This window comes from Ruegeria sp. BE3 (assembly GCF_056538865.1).
Genome location: NZ_JBQFTW010000007.1, coordinates 34,464 through 48,551, shown reverse-complemented (window position 1 = coordinate 48,551; position 14,088 = coordinate 34,464). Strand labels below are relative to the sequence as shown.

Sequence of the window (14,088 nt, the reverse complement as noted above, 5' to 3'; positions counted from 1 at the left end):
GCTTCGGCGGGGCAAGGCTTAGTGCCTTGTGTCAGGCCACAGGCACCGGCGGTATTTGCAATATCAGTTGTGCATCTCGGCCCGGATCTGCTGACGCAGAACATCAATCGGAACCGTCTTGCCATCACGTTTGAAACACCAATAGGTCCAGCCGTTGCAAGACGGCGCATTTTCCAGATGCGCCCCGACCTGGTGGATCGAACCTTTGACGTTGTCGCCCACCAGCGTACCGTCAGCCCGAACCTTGGCCTTATGTCGCTGGTTCATGGAATAGAGCTCTTCACCCGGGCGCAGCATGCCGCGTTCAACCAACTGGCCGAAGGGCACGCGCGGCTCGGCGCGTTTGCTGGCGCTGACCTCCAACGCCTCGCGGTCAAATTTACGGACCTTGGCGATACGCTTCTCGGCCACCTTGCGATAGCTTTCCTCACGCTCTATTCCGATGAATTCACGTCCCAGCATCTTGGCGACAGCTCCGGTGGTACCAGTGCCGAAGAATGGGTCCAGCACCACGTCACCCGGATTGGTCGAACCAATCAGCACGCGATGCAGCAGGGATTCCGGTTTCTGCGTCGGATGTGCCTTGTCTCCGTTTTCGTCCTTCAGGCGTTCATGCCCGGTGCAGATCGGCAGAACCCAGTCACTGCGCATCTGCACGCCTTCGTTCAGCGCTTTCAGCGCCTCATAGTTGAAGGTGTATTTCGCGCCTTCCCGCTTGGAGGCCCAGATCATCGTCTCATGCGCGTTGGTGAATCGCTTGCCGCGGAAGTTCGGCATCGGATTCGACTTGCGCCACACCACGTCGTTCAGAATCCAGTACCCGGCATCCTGCAAAGCCGATCCGACGCGGAAGATGTTGTGATAAGACCCGATCACCCAGATCGCACCGTTGGGTTTCAGCAGACGATGCGCTGCCTTCAACCATTCGCGCGTGAACTGGTCATAGGCTCCAAAACTGGAGAATTGATCCCAGTGATCATCGACCGCATCCACCTGAGAGTTATCGGGCCGATGCAGCTGACCTTTCAGCTGCAGATTATACGGCGGGTCCGCAAAAATCAGGTCAACCGACGCCTCGGGCAGACTGTTCATCATCTCGATGCAGTCCCCGGATAGGATCGTGTTTAAAGGGAGCGCGGTTGCGCCCTTCGTCTTGATTGTGGTCATATCACTGCCTCAGTTCCACGGCGCTTTTGCGCTCATTTGGTTGAGACAAGGATGAGTCAAAGATGATTCGCCGTCAATTTCTTTTTTGAATCAGCGACTTACGATTTACTCTTGATACAAGATATTGTGGACAGGTTTGAAGGAACGTCTATGGTGTGGGGTCACGCCGAGATTTCGCAGCGCCTCGCGGTGCTGTTTTGTCGGATATCCGGCATTTGCCTCCCAGCCATAGCCCGGGTGCTGTTGCGCCAAATCCACCATCAACCGATCGCGCCAGTTCTTGGCAAGGATCGAGGCCGCCGCAATCGACACCGACCGTGCATCCCCCTTCACCACCGCCTCAGACGGAATTTCCAATCCGAGCGGAATCAGATTTCCATCAATCAGCAGGAAATCCGGCGCCGGATCCAGCTGCGCCACCGCGCGCTCCATCGCCAGATGCGAGGCGCGTAGGATGTTGTGCGCGTCGATCTCAGCGACTGAGGCTTCGGCAATGGCCACATCCGCCCGTTCGCGCAGCACAACCTCAAGTGCGCCGCGGCGCTTGGCAGTCAGCTTTTTAGAGTCGTTCAGCCCTGCGGGAATATCCTCCGGGTTCAAAACCACCGCAGCGGCAACGACAGGGCCAGCTAATGGCCCGCGTCCAACCTCGTCCACACCGGCAATTCTGAGATAGCCGTGTGCCAGCAAGGCTTGTTCAAGTGCAAAATCAGGTGTCGACATGCCTGTGGCAAATCGCGTTTCAAAGGCAGACGCAAGAAAAAAGAAGAGGGCAGCTTGCGCCACCCTCTCCCAGCGTGACGCTTCTTTGGCGCCACTCCTGCTCGAAACCGGTTACTAGTAAAAGACGCGGTATCCTTTCTGGCGCAGGCAAGCGGGTTCGTATGCCCGTTTTACCTTTTTACCATTCCAGAAACCAACCTTGCACTGGTGGGGCAGGCTATCTGCATATTTGTAGTGTTTCTTGAGGCAGTTCGGCCCAAGCAACGGATGTTTTTTCGAATAGGCATTGAACGTGCGCAGGCAGCGCTGTGGCAGATTATAGCGCGCGACACGATCAGGCAGCGGGCGCACATGGGGCTTTTTCTTCTTGGAAGCCTTCTTGCGCTTATGTTTCTTGCGGCGCTCTTCTTCCTCGCGCTTTTCATCCTGATAGTAATTCACTGCCGCACCCAGAATGGCGAGCGCCGCCAACCCGCCGAGGATATCCCGAGTATCAGCAGCGCGCGCCTGTGAAACAGAGACTCCTGTAATGGCGATGGCTGTGGCAATAATCAGAGCGATAAACTTCCGGTGCATGTTTCATGTCCTTTCGGATATTGGGGCAGGCCCATATCGGACCGCGTATTTGATGCATCGACACTGCGACCGCCCCGTCCAGACAAGCAATAACGGCAAGTTGTTATCCAATATCAGGCCTCCAAACCCCTTGAGTTATTGAATATCCGCACAACTCGTGCGCAGGATGCAGCCCATGAAACAGATCCTCTCTTCTTTGGTTCTGACGGCTCTGATATCGGTTGGGTCGCAGGCCACAGCGGCAGATTGTTATGCCGATTACAAAGCCAAGCAGGATGATCCCTTGCGGCTGCACTATGGCGTTATGCAGGTCTCAAGCTGCAAAAAGGGATCGGCCCAGAAAGAAGTCGCAAAACGGCTGAAGTCGAATGGCTGGACCCTGCTAAACGTCATGTCCGTGTTCGAGGCGGATGGGTTGGATCAAAGGAAGGCCAATGCCGGAAAATTCTATCTCCGTTACTGAAGCGCGTCGTTCGGGGGTTCGGTTGGTTGGGCTGGGGATTGCAGCGATCGTTGCGATCCTCGTAACGGCTGCGGTATTCCTGTTCTGGACGCTGCCCGACGCGAATGCCTTCAACGCAAGGGTTGAGCGTTTGTTTGTCGAGGCCGACCTTACCTCGCAATCAGAAATCCGACTGCTTGAAATTCTGGCACAGTCCGGCACTGCTTTTGCGGACACGCTGTCCAGTTATCGCATGGTGATCTTCGTACTGCTGGTCTTTGCCAGCGCCATGCTGATCGCGGCATTGGTCTTTTTGGTAATGCTGGTCCTGTTCAATCGCCGCATGGCGCAGATCGAGCGTACCGGGATTCAGGTGACCTCACTCCTGATCAGCCGCGAGGAAAATACGGTCTACCTCAACAACATGGATTTCAAACTGACGCCAGCCGCGATGGAAACCCTGTCGGTGCTGGCCGAATCCCGGTTGGATGACGAGGTTCTGTCCGGTGTGCAGATCGAGGCGATGATCTCGGGCAAGGATGCCTCCGATTGCGATGAAGCGGCAGGCGCCACCAGGATCAAACGCCTGCGGGATGCCCTGGGCAATCAAATGGTAAGTGAGCTTCTGGTGAAAAATATCGCCAAGAAAGGCTACATGCTGTCGATTGAAAAAGACGTCATTCAGATGGTCTAGGCCGCGACCCTCCGGAAAAACTCTCGCCCTCCCCTTGGCAATGTGCCTGTTAGGACCCATCCTATAAGGGCTGGTCAAGGGAGGTTACAGATGAACGTCCACGCCACTCCGAATACCAAAGGCTATGGGATTTCCGTCGAACCCCTGCGCGGGCGGATTGCAATCTATCGCGGTGAAACCCTTCTGGCCGAAAGCCGCAACGCCAAGGTCATGTATGAAACGCGGCTGCCGCCGGCAATCTATGTGCCACGCGAAGATCTGTGTGTGGAGCTGGGCCCCGAAACCGAGCTGCAGACCTTCTGCCCCTTCAAGGGCACCGCGACCTATCACGACATCAGCCTGCCCGAAGAACGGCTGACCAACTCAATCTGGGCCTATGAGGACGCCCTGCCCGAAAGCAAGGCTATTCAGGGCCATATCGGTTTCATGCCCAACACCGCAACGCGGATCGACCTTGGCGACAATACGCTGCGGCAACCCGATGACGGCAATATCAGCGGGCCTTTGATCGACTGGCTAATGCGCGGTGCGTCCGAGGTCGACACCCCCGACGGCTTTACCAAAGCGCTGGCCGAGAAGATGCTGGAACACGGCATCGCTATTCAGCGCCTCAGCATTCTGGTCTGGTCGCTGCACCCGCTGATCGCGGGCAAACACTATATCTGGGAAAAAGACGCGGCCGAAATTTCGACGCATACCCCAAGCTATGAGATCCACGACCACCCGGCCTTTACCAACAGCCCCTTGCGCCATGTCTCGAATGGGCTGGGCGGGGTGCGTCAGCGCTTGAATGATGACAATCCGCATAACAGCTTTCCGATCATCGAAGATTTGCGCGCCAAAGGTGCGACCGATTACGTTGCCATGCCGCTGCCCTTTTCGGATGGGCGGACGAATGTCCTGACCATGACCTGCGATCACCCCAACGGATTCACAACTGAAAACCTTGGGCTGGTTTTCGAATGTTCGTCAGTTATCGCTCGCTTTTACGAGGTCTTCATGCAACGCGAAAACGCACAGGTTCTACTTGAGACTTATGTGGGCAAGCGCACGGGTGCGCGCGTGCTGGGTGGCGAAATCCGCCGCGGTGACGGTGATGACATCGATGCCGCGATCATGTTCTGTGACCTTCGCAACTCCACCACACTGGAGGAAACGCTGGGCCGGAGCGACTATATTACGATCCTGAACTCGTTTTTCGAAACCGTGTCGGGCATCGTGCACGATCATGACGGAGAAGTTCTGAAATTCATCGGCGATGCTGTGTTGGCCGTGTTCCCTGCCGGGGACAAGCCGGCCCAAGCCCGTTCAAATGCACAGCAATCGGCGGTCGAAATCGTCGAGAAACTGGCCGAGCTGCGCAAAGAAGAGAGCGATCATTACTGCGATTGTTCGATCGGCGTTGCCTACGGGCGCGTGACCTATGGCAATGTTGGGTCACGTGAGCGGTTGGATTTCACGGTGATCGGGCAAGCCGCCAATGTGGCCGCGCGCCTTGGCGAATATGGGAAATCCATCGGCCACAGAATCGTTGTGTCACAAGATATAGAACCGAGTTGTCAGCACGCCGTCACTTTGGGGGCCGTGAAATTGCATAATGTATCCAAACCCGTCAAGTCCTTTGCGATGCGTACCCCTGCAGACGACATATTGGATGCATAAAGGTCAACTTCGCCTGATCATCCTCCATCCAGCAATATCAACGCTGTCTGCGCGGGCGAGATCGTGTTCTGTAACTGGGCAATCTGGCTGCGGGCCAGATAGGTATCCGTCAACTTTTCAACTGCCTGCACATCAGTGAATTGAGACAAATCAGAAGAGCCTGTGATGCGCTGCAATCGGTCTTTGAAAACCTCAAGCTGCTTGTCGATATCAAGCTGCGCAAAGGCAGAAGGCAACCCAAGGGCTGTCTCCATCATCTTGCGCAATGGTGGCAAACCCATCAGGTCAAACCACTTTCTATCTTCACTTCCGCTTCGTTCCGCGATGTCAGATAAGGCGTGCTGAGTATACAACGCAATGCGCATGGTCTCGTCCTGCTCACCAACCGAGACCTCGAAACGAGTTATCAGATTATCGTCAGCAACCTTTCGCATTGCATTGACCAGATTGGTCTTTGGCACATCCCCCGGACCGAAACCGAACGCGTTGGCAAGCTCACGGTACCGGTTGTCCGCCAACCGGTTGGAAAGCGCATCATCCGCCTGCGTACCATCAGACAGGACTTTCTGAATGAAGAACCGATTGTTCAGATCCTGCTCCAGCCCAAAGGCTCCAAGCGCCACTTGTAACAACCGTCGATCTGAAACCAGATCTTCGGCTGAACGCGCCTTGCTAACATTGTCGAGGAAGTAATTCGTTTCCCTCTCATTCACGGTGGACGCCGAATAGCTTTGAAACTGCGCGTCATAGGTCCGCTGCAGGAAACGCCAGCCTACCAGCCCACCCGTCGGTATGACCGGCTGGAACGTCATTGCTGATAGGCCATCAAACGTTCTTCGCGTGGCAGCAAAGACCGGAGCGACTTGAGACATCTGTAGTATTGCTCGGCCACCAAGGCCTCGGTTGCGTCCGTCAGCACGCGCCGGCTATCAGCGTCGGTAAAGACCTGACTCAGCTCTTCGACTCTACGCAGCAATTGCTGGCGCGCCTGATCCGGTTCGCTGTCGCCGGACAGAACAAGCTGCGCGGCATAGCAGACCCGACGCACCGGAGTATTGGCTTCTTCCGGGTGAATCGCGTCACGCAAGCGCAAGACGTTGGCTTCTGGCGTCACGATCGAGAACCGGCTGCGACGATCCCCGTTTTCGATCACGACCCCATTGATTAGAACACGTTCCTTTGGGGCGAGTTTCAGAACCAGCCCGCCCATCAGTTGCCCCTCATTTGACGCAGCCCGCGCAGGACGGCCATGTTGATCTCAAGCAAGGGTTCAACCTCGGCCTTGTTGCCCAGAACTTGGCTGCTGTGGTGTTCCGTAAACTCGGCCAGATAGAATATCCTGGCGCGGAGTTCATTCGGCAACGCATTATCGGTATCCGAAACTTCCGTTGCCAGTACGCTCCACAACCGTCGGTTTTCATGTAGGGCATGCACAAAGCCGCCAAAATCTGTTGCCTTGCGGGATGCTGCCGCCTTCAGACGGTGAGTAATTCTTGAAATCGCCTCGTATTCCGTATCCCGAGGGGTGCGCGTTGGTGCAGTCGATTGTCCATAAGCGCGTTGGGCCAGCGTTTGCGGGGTCACTTGAAATCCTTCCAATTGTCCTTCGGGGGCGATCAGATCCGGGGCGCGTCATACGCGCCCCGGGTTAGCTCTGGTTTAACGGAACAGCGACAGAATGGACTGTGGTGCCTGGTTCGCGATCGACAGCGACTGTGTCGCCAGCTGTTGCTGAACCTGCAGCGCTTGCAAACGGGCCGAAGTCTCTTCCATATCAGCGTCGACCAACGAACCGATGCCCGATTTAAACGAGTCGGTCAGCTTGGACACAAAATCCTGCTGAGTTTCGATACGACCTTGCACAGAACCAAATGCTGCGGCCGCGTCAATCGAGGTATCGATCAGCGATTCAATGGTGCCCAGCGCAGAGGCTGCACCCGCATCCGTGGACACGTCGATCGAGCTCAGCGCGCCGAGCCCGCCCGAACCCGCGTTGGTAAATTGTGCCGAGATGGAAATATCCTGATCGGCGTCAGCACCCGCAGCAGCAGCACCGGTTGCAAAGGAAATGGTGTTCGGCGCACCGGAAGAATCATAATCCGCCGCGAGACCTGTGATGCCAAGCGCATCAATCTGGTTCTTGAGGCCAACAGCAACCAGCGCATCGGTATAGTTTTCGTCATATGTACCGGACGGATCCAGATCACTGGTTTGAATGGTGTAAGACACCTCTTGATCACCGACCCGGATCGATACGCTGTCGCCAACTTCAAAGTTGTCAGTGGAACTGTCGATGACGATGTCACCAGTGCCCGTTGCGCGGTTCAGCGTGAAACCGGCGACGTCATTGTCTGTCGTGGCGTTGTCCGAACCGGCAAGGACACCCTTCGCGGTATAGCCACCGATAGACAAGTCCTGGCTGGCAACCGAGATCGAAGACGCATTCACCGCGCCGCTGTTATCACGATCCAGCGACGACAGGACGGAGACGGTACCGGCAGTGCCGTCAACCAAGTTCAGGCCATTGAACTGCGCGGCCCCCACAACAGATGCGATTTGACCACGAAGTGCGGCAACATCATCATTGATCTTGGAACGATCAACGTTGTCTTCCTGCGCCGCGACGATTTTTTCTTTCATTTGCGTCAGCAGGTCGGTCACGGTTTCCGACGCGTTTCGCGCAACCGCGACCGTCGATTCACCCAAAGCAAGGCTGTCTTTAATCGCCTTGAAACCCTTTACATCCGACTCCATGACCTTAGAAATCGCCCAGACGGCCGAATTGTCCTTGGCGGTCGCGACATCCTTACCGGTCGAGATCGCGTTCTGGGTCATTTCCAGGTTCTTGTTGACTGATTTCAGGGTTTGCAGCGCGACCATCGCGCCATTGTTCGTCAGAATGCTGGACATGTTTGTCATCCTCTTTACGTTCGGGCGCGTTTCGCGCCGCTGCTTTCCCACCTCAAGCGGTAGGCATTCTGTCGTTCTGACCTGTGCGTCGTGCCCTGTGGCTTGCGCGCCACCTGCTGATCAGGTGCACCGCAACCTTTGACCGCTATCCACTAACGGAGTGCTAAGATGTGCATTTGCAAAACCAAGGATTTGAATCAAACAGCTTCTAAGCCCGTTTCTCAAGCTTCGCGCATGCGCGAACGGCATAGCCATTGCGCTGACCCGAGGCATCATAAGTGCTGAACTCCTGTCGTACCCGACGCAGTTCCGACATCCGGTCGGCCACCGCACGAATCCCTTCGGCCGCGCTGTTCAGCAGAGCTTGATTCCGCTCAACCTTATTCTGGATACGGACCAGATCTTCGGTTTCAAAAACCCGCAGATCGTTGATCGCGCCAATCAGGTCTTCTTTTTGAGTTGTCAACTGGTCCAGAGCCTCCAAATTGCCCTGAACAAGCGCTGCACGCTCGGTATCCAACAACTCTTCAAGTGCTCTGATCGGATTATTATCCATCTGATTTCTCCCTCATTGCATTGAACAGGATTTCAGACAGGCCGATGCCTCCGGCTCGTGCCATCTGTTGCGCTTGTTGTTGCACGAGGAACGAGGCGAACTGGTCCTCGCCAGCACCGCCACCAAAGCTTCTCCGCGCCTCGCCCAGGCCCGCCGATTTCAGCATCTCAGCCAGGAAAGCGGCCTCAAGCTCGACAGACGCCGCCTTGAGCTTTTGCGGCAGAGCTAAATTTCCCGCGCCGGGCGCAGCTATTGGATTCGCCATCGGTTTCTCCGAAAATTGCTTCGAACTTTCGCAATCAGAAGCGAAAGCAGTTAAAATAAACGTAACTTCCTGAAGGCAAGCTGCAGCGCAGACAAACGGAGTCGCAGCAATATGCCCAACCCGCTGACACTGATGACAGTGACACCCCGTGGTGGAACCGGACCGGACACCTCGCAAAGTAGCGATCGAGATCCCAAAAGCGGCCTCGACTTTGAAGCCGCGATGAATGAAGAGGCCGAGCACCCGGTTGCAGATCAAGAGGCGATGGTCGCCGCAACAGATGATCAGACTACGCCAGCTGAACTTCCGGAAACCGAATATTCGGCACCCGTATTAGAGCCTCAGGTCGGAAATGCGCCCTCAGAGGATCACTCGATAGAAGAATTGGCCCAATCGTATACATTGCCCGTTGAGAGTGACGTGACATCGATAGAACCAAAGGTCGAAACTGATGCGATCAGCGACCAGACACAGGTTGAGTTAACCTCAGTTGCTCCAAATTCAGTAAATGAAGTCACAGCATTACAATCCAAACCAGCAACAGAGACATCGCCTGTCGTCAGCGTACAGGCCGTTGAGCCGCGTTTGATGCCTACCAACGAAATTGAGGTGAAAGTCGAACAAAGTACCGCGCCGCAACCCAAAAACGTCGTATCGGTCATGGAGGCGCTTGCCAGAAATCTTAAGCATGATCCTCTGCACGGGGCGCATAACCTCGCGGCTCCGGATCTGGTCGACAGGCAGCTGGCGCAGGCTTCTAAATCCGCTACGATTGCTGCGCCCCAGATCGCCATCCCCACGTTGATCGGTGTCACGGATAAGACTGGTCCTGAGATTGAAACCGAACCGCAGGATTTGTCCGCCTTGAGAGAAACCGCAGCAGGACAAATCCAGCGTGACGGCATTTCTTACTTGTCATCTTTGCCTGCACGGCCCGAAACGGCACGGTTGATTGCTGGTCAGATGGCGGCTGTCATTTCCGCGAAACCCGGCTCAGGCGCAGTAGAAATCGCTCTCAACCCCGAAGAACTTGGACGTGTATCAATCACGCTCAACGGACGTGATGACGGAATGCATCTGGTAATTCTGGCCGAAAGGCCCGAGACGCTCGATCTCATGCGCCGCCACGTCGCGATTTTATCTGCTGAATTCGAAAGGTTGGGATATGGTGGCCTGTCGCTGGATCTCGGAACCTCCGGCGACGCACCGCCTGAGCGTGCACGACCAGAATTTGAGCAGACTTCAAACACCAGTGAAGCGACCGGCGGTGTAGAAACCACGGTACGCCCTATACGGATCGACCCCGATCGGGGCCTTGATATGAGACTCTGACCATGATCAATCCCACAAACTCAGCGACCACACCAACTTCAGTTACGACCAATAGCGCGCAAAGCTCGGCGTTGACCTCAGACTTTGAGACATTTCTTCGCTTGCTGACAGTGCAGGCGCGCAATCAGGACCCGCTGGAACCTCTGGATTCCTCGGAATACGCATCGCAACTGGCACAGTTTTCCATGGTTGAACAGCAGGTCAAAGCCAATGAACTTTTGTCGGCATTGACCCAAGCGCTGGGGGTCGTCAATCTCGAACAGCTTGGCAGTTGGGTCGGGATGGATGTTCAGGTCCCCGCCCCATTTCGGTTTGAGAACCAGCCGATCACCATATTCGCGCAGGCCGAAGCCACGGCCGACGCTGCCGAGCTGGTCATACGGAACGATCAGGGCGAGATTGTCGACCGCATCACGGTGCCAATCGACGCGACAGAATTCGACTGGTCTGGTGTCGATGACACCGGCAGCCCCCTGCCCGCTGGTGCGTACTCGGCCACGCTCGAAAGCTTCAAGGATGGCAAGAGATTGAGCAGCGTGTCCGCCTCGGTATTCAGCCGCGTGGTTGAGGCGCAGATTGGCGATGGGGCCATCATGCTGACTCTGAATAGTGGGGCCAAAGTAGCGGTTGAAACGGTCCGACAAATCCGCACAGGCGCTTGATCTGATCATCAGAGCGCGCCAAAGCTTGGCGAAGTACGACTCGCCCGAAGAACTGGTAAAGCTCCTGTCCAATCACATTCAACCACCGCCCGATCTTGTGGAACAGCTACACGCCCGGAAACTGGTCGAACCGGATGTCCGGTACGAGGTCCTTTATGGTGGCCGAACCAATCAGGTTTGGAAAGTGCGAACCGATGACGGTGGCACGGTCTTGAAGCTCTACCGGGCAAACGAAAAGAACCCGCTGTTTCGCAATGACGCGAAGCTCGAAGCGGCCTGTCTGCAAGCGCTAAGTGACACCGGCTTCGTGCCAAAACTGCGCGCAACCGGCTCGTTTGGGCGATCAAACTGGGTCTACTATGACCATGCCCCGGGCGCGCCGTGGTCTGACGGGGTCGAAAACGTCGCGCAGTTATTGCGGCAGGTGCATTTACGGCCCGTCGAGCTGGATGTTCCCTTGGGCTGCAATGGCAGTGATGATCTGGACAAGCACACGCAAGCGATATTGGCTCTGTGCAAGACTGAGAATGCAAACCGTTTGCTTCATCGGCGACCTCAGCGCCAAGTCCCACCGCTATCAAGCAGATGCCTGATTCACGGCGATCCGGTCGCTGGTAACATCTTGCAGACCAAAAACGGGTTGACCCTGATCGACTGGCAGTGTCCCGCGTTGGGTGACCCTAGCGAGGATCTGGCAATGTTTCTGTCCCCCGCGATGCAGCAGATTTATCGTGGACAAACTTTGACAGAAGCTGAAACAAACCGCTTTCTTATTGCATACGGAGATCCGGATATCACTCAACGCTACGAGGCACTGCGACCATGGTATGCTTGGCGCATGGCAACCTACTGCCTTTGGCGGGTTGAGAATGGAGCCCCGGACTACCAAGCAGGATATGATTTGGAAGTCGCGCTTCTGTAGCGTCGCAAAACTAGCCCCGTCTGACTATCGTATCCTGAGCGATCGGGCGGCCCCGGACAGGCCACCCGATCCTTCAACGCATCCGTTCCAACAAACTGAGCGACGGATAGCCATCCGGCACCAATCCCTGCGCCAGTTGGAAGGCGCGGACGGCATTGATCGTGTTCGGCCCCGTGCGACCGTCAACGCCCTTCGTGTCAAACCCGGCCTGAGTCAGGCGCTGTTGCAGCTCTTTGCGCTCGGTAAAGCTCAGCACCCTGTCACCGCGTGGCCAACCGGCTTGAAACGGCGTGCTGCCCGCCAGCCTGTCGGACAGATGGCCTATGCCGATCACATAGGCGTCGGCCCCATTGTAGGCCTCGATCACTTTGAAATTGTCGAAGATCATCAAGGCGACCCCACGCCCCCCAGCAGGCAGTAGGATTGATGCTGGGCCATGATCCGGCACAGCGCTGCCGTTCCGGGACAAGACACCCAATTCGGCCCATTCTGATGGCATCAATTTATGATCGCGTCGGGCAAGCTGGTAGTCGAAACCCTCCGGCAGCCGAACCTCGACGCCCCAGGGCTGCCCCTTGATCCAACCATGCCGCGCAAGATAGGCAGCGGTCGAGGCCAGCGCATCGGTCGGATCATCCGACCAGATGTCGCGTCGACCATCTGCGTCGAAATCAACCGCATAGTCCAAAAATGATGTCGGCATGAACTGCGTATGCCCCATCGCCCCGGCCCAGCTGCCAACCATAATTCTCGGATGAACATCTCCAGCTTGTACGATCTGCAGGGCCGCGATCAGCTGTGTTTCAAAGAACTTCGCGCGCCGCGCATCGAAAGCCAGTGTCGCCAGTGACTGGATGGTCTGATTGCTGCCGCGATAGGACCCGAACGAGGTTTCCAGACCCCAGATTGCGGTCACGACCTCTTTTTCAACGCCATATCGTGCCTCAATCCGGGTCAGAGCGTCCCGGTGCCGTTCCAGCCCTGCGCGACCATTCGCAACTCGCGTGTCCGAGACGGCAGTATCCAGATATTCCCAGATCGGCTTGGAAAACTCGGCCTGATTGCGATCGCGCCGTATGACATCCTTGTCATAGCTGAGCCCTGCCAACGCCCGATCCAGCGTTGCGGCTGAAATACCTTGCGCCATCGCTCGTTCGCGAAACGCACCCAACCATGCCTGAAACCGCGCGTTGCCTTCAGCCGACACGGGATATGCCTTCGCCTCTGGCCGCACCACGGGACGGATGGAAATCGTCACATCCGCCGAGGCCAGCTGCACGTTTTCGACCTGAGGTCGGGCCAAAGGCCGTATTGATTTGTCTGATATATCCGCCTGCACGATGGATGCCCATAATGCGGCGGTCATGACGCCACCTATGCATTTATGCATTCCGTTTTTCCTGATTACTGCTCGCGGAAGATGATAGCGCAAAAGAGGCGTTTCACAAAGCGCTCAGGACCCTGGCTCGCGCTCTTGTGCCTCGTGTTGGGCGCGGATGCGCGCAATAGCCTCGCGCAACAGAGGCACACGATTGGGCCGAAAGCTTTCTTCGGTCACGGTCATCTCTTGCATCCGGTCCAACCGAAAGACCCGAAAATCCTGCCGCAAATGGCACCAGCTGAGCAGAACACTGGCGCGATCCATGTACACGATGCTCAGCGGATTGACCCGGCGACGGGTGTCATCACCCTTGGCATCGGTATAGGCAAATTCGACCGCGCGCTCATCCCATGCGGCCTGACGCAGGGCGGCAACTTCGATCGTGGGCGCTGCAGGCCGGTCAAACCGCGTGGCGGTCAGAACGGCATGGCTTAACCGATGCGACTGCCGCGGTGGCAGGCGCCCCTGTAACTTGCGCAGCGCCTCGCTGGCCGCATCCGACAGCGCCGGGTCACCGATCAACTGTACCTCGCGCAGTCCCAGAACAAGCGCTTCAAGCTCATCATTGGTGAACCCCAGCGGTGGTAGAGTGGCATCTTCGATCAGGGTGAATCCGAACCCGGCCTCTCCGTCAATCACCGCGCCCAAGGCGCGCAAAGCGTCGATATCGCGATGGATAGTGCGCGCGGAGACGCCCAGATCCTGCGCCAACTGGACGGATGTTCTGGGCGATGGGCCAGAACGTAAGGCTTGCATCAATTGGAACAGGCGAGCGGTACGAGACATGTTGAAAGTT

Annotated in this window: 17 protein-coding genes; 6 read left to right on the top strand and 11 right to left on the bottom strand. The window is 56.5% G+C overall.

Translation table 11 applies throughout. The annotated features are described in order from the left end of the window. Positions 1–63: 63 nt before the first annotated feature. The 3 genes from ACR0AZ_RS15680 to ACR0AZ_RS15670 all read right to left on the bottom strand — a co-directional run bounded on the left by ACR0AZ_RS15680 (position 64) and on the right by ACR0AZ_RS15670 (position 2,466). Positions 64–1,167, bottom strand: a complete 1,104-nt coding sequence (locus tag ACR0AZ_RS15680) for a DNA methyltransferase (protein ID WP_480471702.1) — start codon at positions 1,165–1,167, stop codon at positions 64–66. A 105-nt stretch (positions 1,168–1,272) separates the two neighbouring features. Further along, positions 1,273–1,890 carry a ribonuclease HII gene (locus tag ACR0AZ_RS15675; protein ID WP_480667840.1) on the bottom strand — a complete coding sequence of 206 codons (618 nt, stop codon included), beginning with the start codon at positions 1,888–1,890 and terminating at the stop codon, positions 1,273–1,275. 114 nt (positions 1,891–2,004) lie between these two features. Next, positions 2,005–2,466 (bottom strand): hypothetical protein, encoded by a 462-nt coding sequence (locus tag ACR0AZ_RS15670; protein ID WP_480471700.1) that lies wholly within the window; start codon positions 2,464–2,466, stop codon positions 2,005–2,007. 175 nt (positions 2,467–2,641) lie between these two features. Between ACR0AZ_RS15670 and ACR0AZ_RS15665 the strand changes: the two genes are divergently transcribed. From ACR0AZ_RS15665 to ACR0AZ_RS15655, 3 genes are all read left to right on the top strand, one after another. Beyond that, on the top strand, positions 2,642–2,929 hold the full coding sequence (locus ACR0AZ_RS15665; protein ID WP_480471699.1) for a hypothetical protein: 288 nt from the start codon (positions 2,642–2,644) through the stop codon (positions 2,927–2,929). Then, entirely contained in the window at positions 2,901–3,602 is a 702-nt protein-coding gene (locus ACR0AZ_RS15660; RefSeq protein ID WP_480471698.1) for a winged helix-turn-helix domain-containing protein, read from the top strand. The genes ACR0AZ_RS15665 and ACR0AZ_RS15660 overlap by 29 nt, the downstream gene beginning before the upstream one ends. Before the next feature lie 90 nt (positions 3,603–3,692). After that, a complete protein-coding gene (locus tag ACR0AZ_RS15655; protein ID WP_480667839.1) occupies positions 3,693–5,264 on the top strand; it encodes a DUF427 domain-containing protein in 1,572 nt (523 codons plus the stop codon). A 17-nt stretch (positions 5,265–5,281) separates the two neighbouring features. On the opposite strand, the gene ACR0AZ_RS15650 is transcribed toward ACR0AZ_RS15655, so the two are convergent. The 6 genes from ACR0AZ_RS15650 to ACR0AZ_RS15625 form a co-directional block, all read right to left on the bottom strand. After that, entirely contained in the window at positions 5,282–6,076 is a 795-nt protein-coding gene (locus ACR0AZ_RS15650) for a DUF1217 domain-containing protein (protein WP_480667838.1), read from the bottom strand. After that, a complete protein-coding gene (flbT, locus tag ACR0AZ_RS15645) occupies positions 6,073–6,474 on the bottom strand; it encodes a flagellar biosynthesis repressor FlbT (protein ID WP_480471695.1) in 402 nt (133 codons plus the stop codon). The genes ACR0AZ_RS15650 and flbT overlap by 4 nt, the downstream gene beginning before the upstream one ends. Continuing rightward, a complete protein-coding gene (gene flaF / locus ACR0AZ_RS15640) occupies positions 6,474–6,848 on the bottom strand; it encodes a flagellar biosynthesis regulator FlaF (RefSeq protein ID WP_480471694.1) in 375 nt (124 codons plus the stop codon). The genes flbT and flaF overlap by 1 nt, the downstream gene beginning before the upstream one ends. Before the next feature lie 75 nt (positions 6,849–6,923). Then, the gene (locus tag ACR0AZ_RS15635; protein ID WP_480667837.1) at positions 6,924–8,174 is read right to left on the bottom strand and encodes a flagellin N-terminal helical domain-containing protein; all 1,251 of its coding nucleotides are present in this window, start codon (positions 8,172–8,174) and stop codon (positions 6,924–6,926) included. A gap of 208 nt (positions 8,175–8,382) precedes the next feature. After that, positions 8,383–8,730, bottom strand: coding sequence for a flagellar biosynthesis protein FlgN (locus ACR0AZ_RS15630; RefSeq protein ID WP_480471692.1), 348 nt, complete (start codon positions 8,728–8,730; stop codon positions 8,383–8,385). Further along, a complete protein-coding gene (locus ACR0AZ_RS15625) occupies positions 8,723–8,995 on the bottom strand; it encodes a rod-binding protein (RefSeq protein ID WP_480471691.1) in 273 nt (90 codons plus the stop codon). Before ACR0AZ_RS15625 ends, ACR0AZ_RS15630 begins: the two co-directional genes overlap by 8 nt. A 111-nt stretch (positions 8,996–9,106) precedes the next feature. Here ACR0AZ_RS15625 and fliK point away from each other — a divergent pair, with 111 nt between their 5' ends. Genes fliK through ACR0AZ_RS15610 form a run of 3 tightly spaced genes read left to right on the top strand, consistent with a single transcriptional unit; the run spans position 9,107 to position 11,911 of the window. Then, positions 9,107–10,327, top strand: a complete 1,221-nt coding sequence (fliK, locus tag ACR0AZ_RS15620; RefSeq protein ID WP_480667836.1) for a flagellar hook-length control protein FliK — start codon at positions 9,107–9,109, stop codon at positions 10,325–10,327. A gap of 2 nt (positions 10,328–10,329) precedes the next feature. After that, complete coding sequence (locus ACR0AZ_RS15615; RefSeq protein ID WP_480471689.1) at positions 10,330–10,989, top strand: flagellar hook capping FlgD N-terminal domain-containing protein; 660 nt, start codon at positions 10,330–10,332, stop codon at positions 10,987–10,989. Further along, on the top strand, positions 10,955–11,911 hold the full coding sequence (locus ACR0AZ_RS15610; protein WP_480667835.1) for a phosphotransferase: 957 nt from the start codon (positions 10,955–10,957) through the stop codon (positions 11,909–11,911). The genes ACR0AZ_RS15615 and ACR0AZ_RS15610 overlap by 35 nt, the downstream gene beginning before the upstream one ends. 73 nt (positions 11,912–11,984) lie before the next feature. Here the strand turns inward: ACR0AZ_RS15610 and ACR0AZ_RS15605 are convergent, their stop codons facing one another. After that, positions 11,985–13,301 carry a lytic murein transglycosylase gene (locus ACR0AZ_RS15605; protein WP_480471687.1) on the bottom strand — a complete coding sequence of 439 codons (1,317 nt, stop codon included), beginning with the start codon at positions 13,299–13,301 and terminating at the stop codon, positions 11,985–11,987. Between the two features lie 63 nt (positions 13,302–13,364). Further along, on the bottom strand, positions 13,365–14,078 hold the full coding sequence (locus ACR0AZ_RS15600; protein ID WP_480667834.1) for a helix-turn-helix transcriptional regulator: 714 nt from the start codon (positions 14,076–14,078) through the stop codon (positions 13,365–13,367). Between the last annotated feature and the right edge of the window lie 10 nt (positions 14,079–14,088).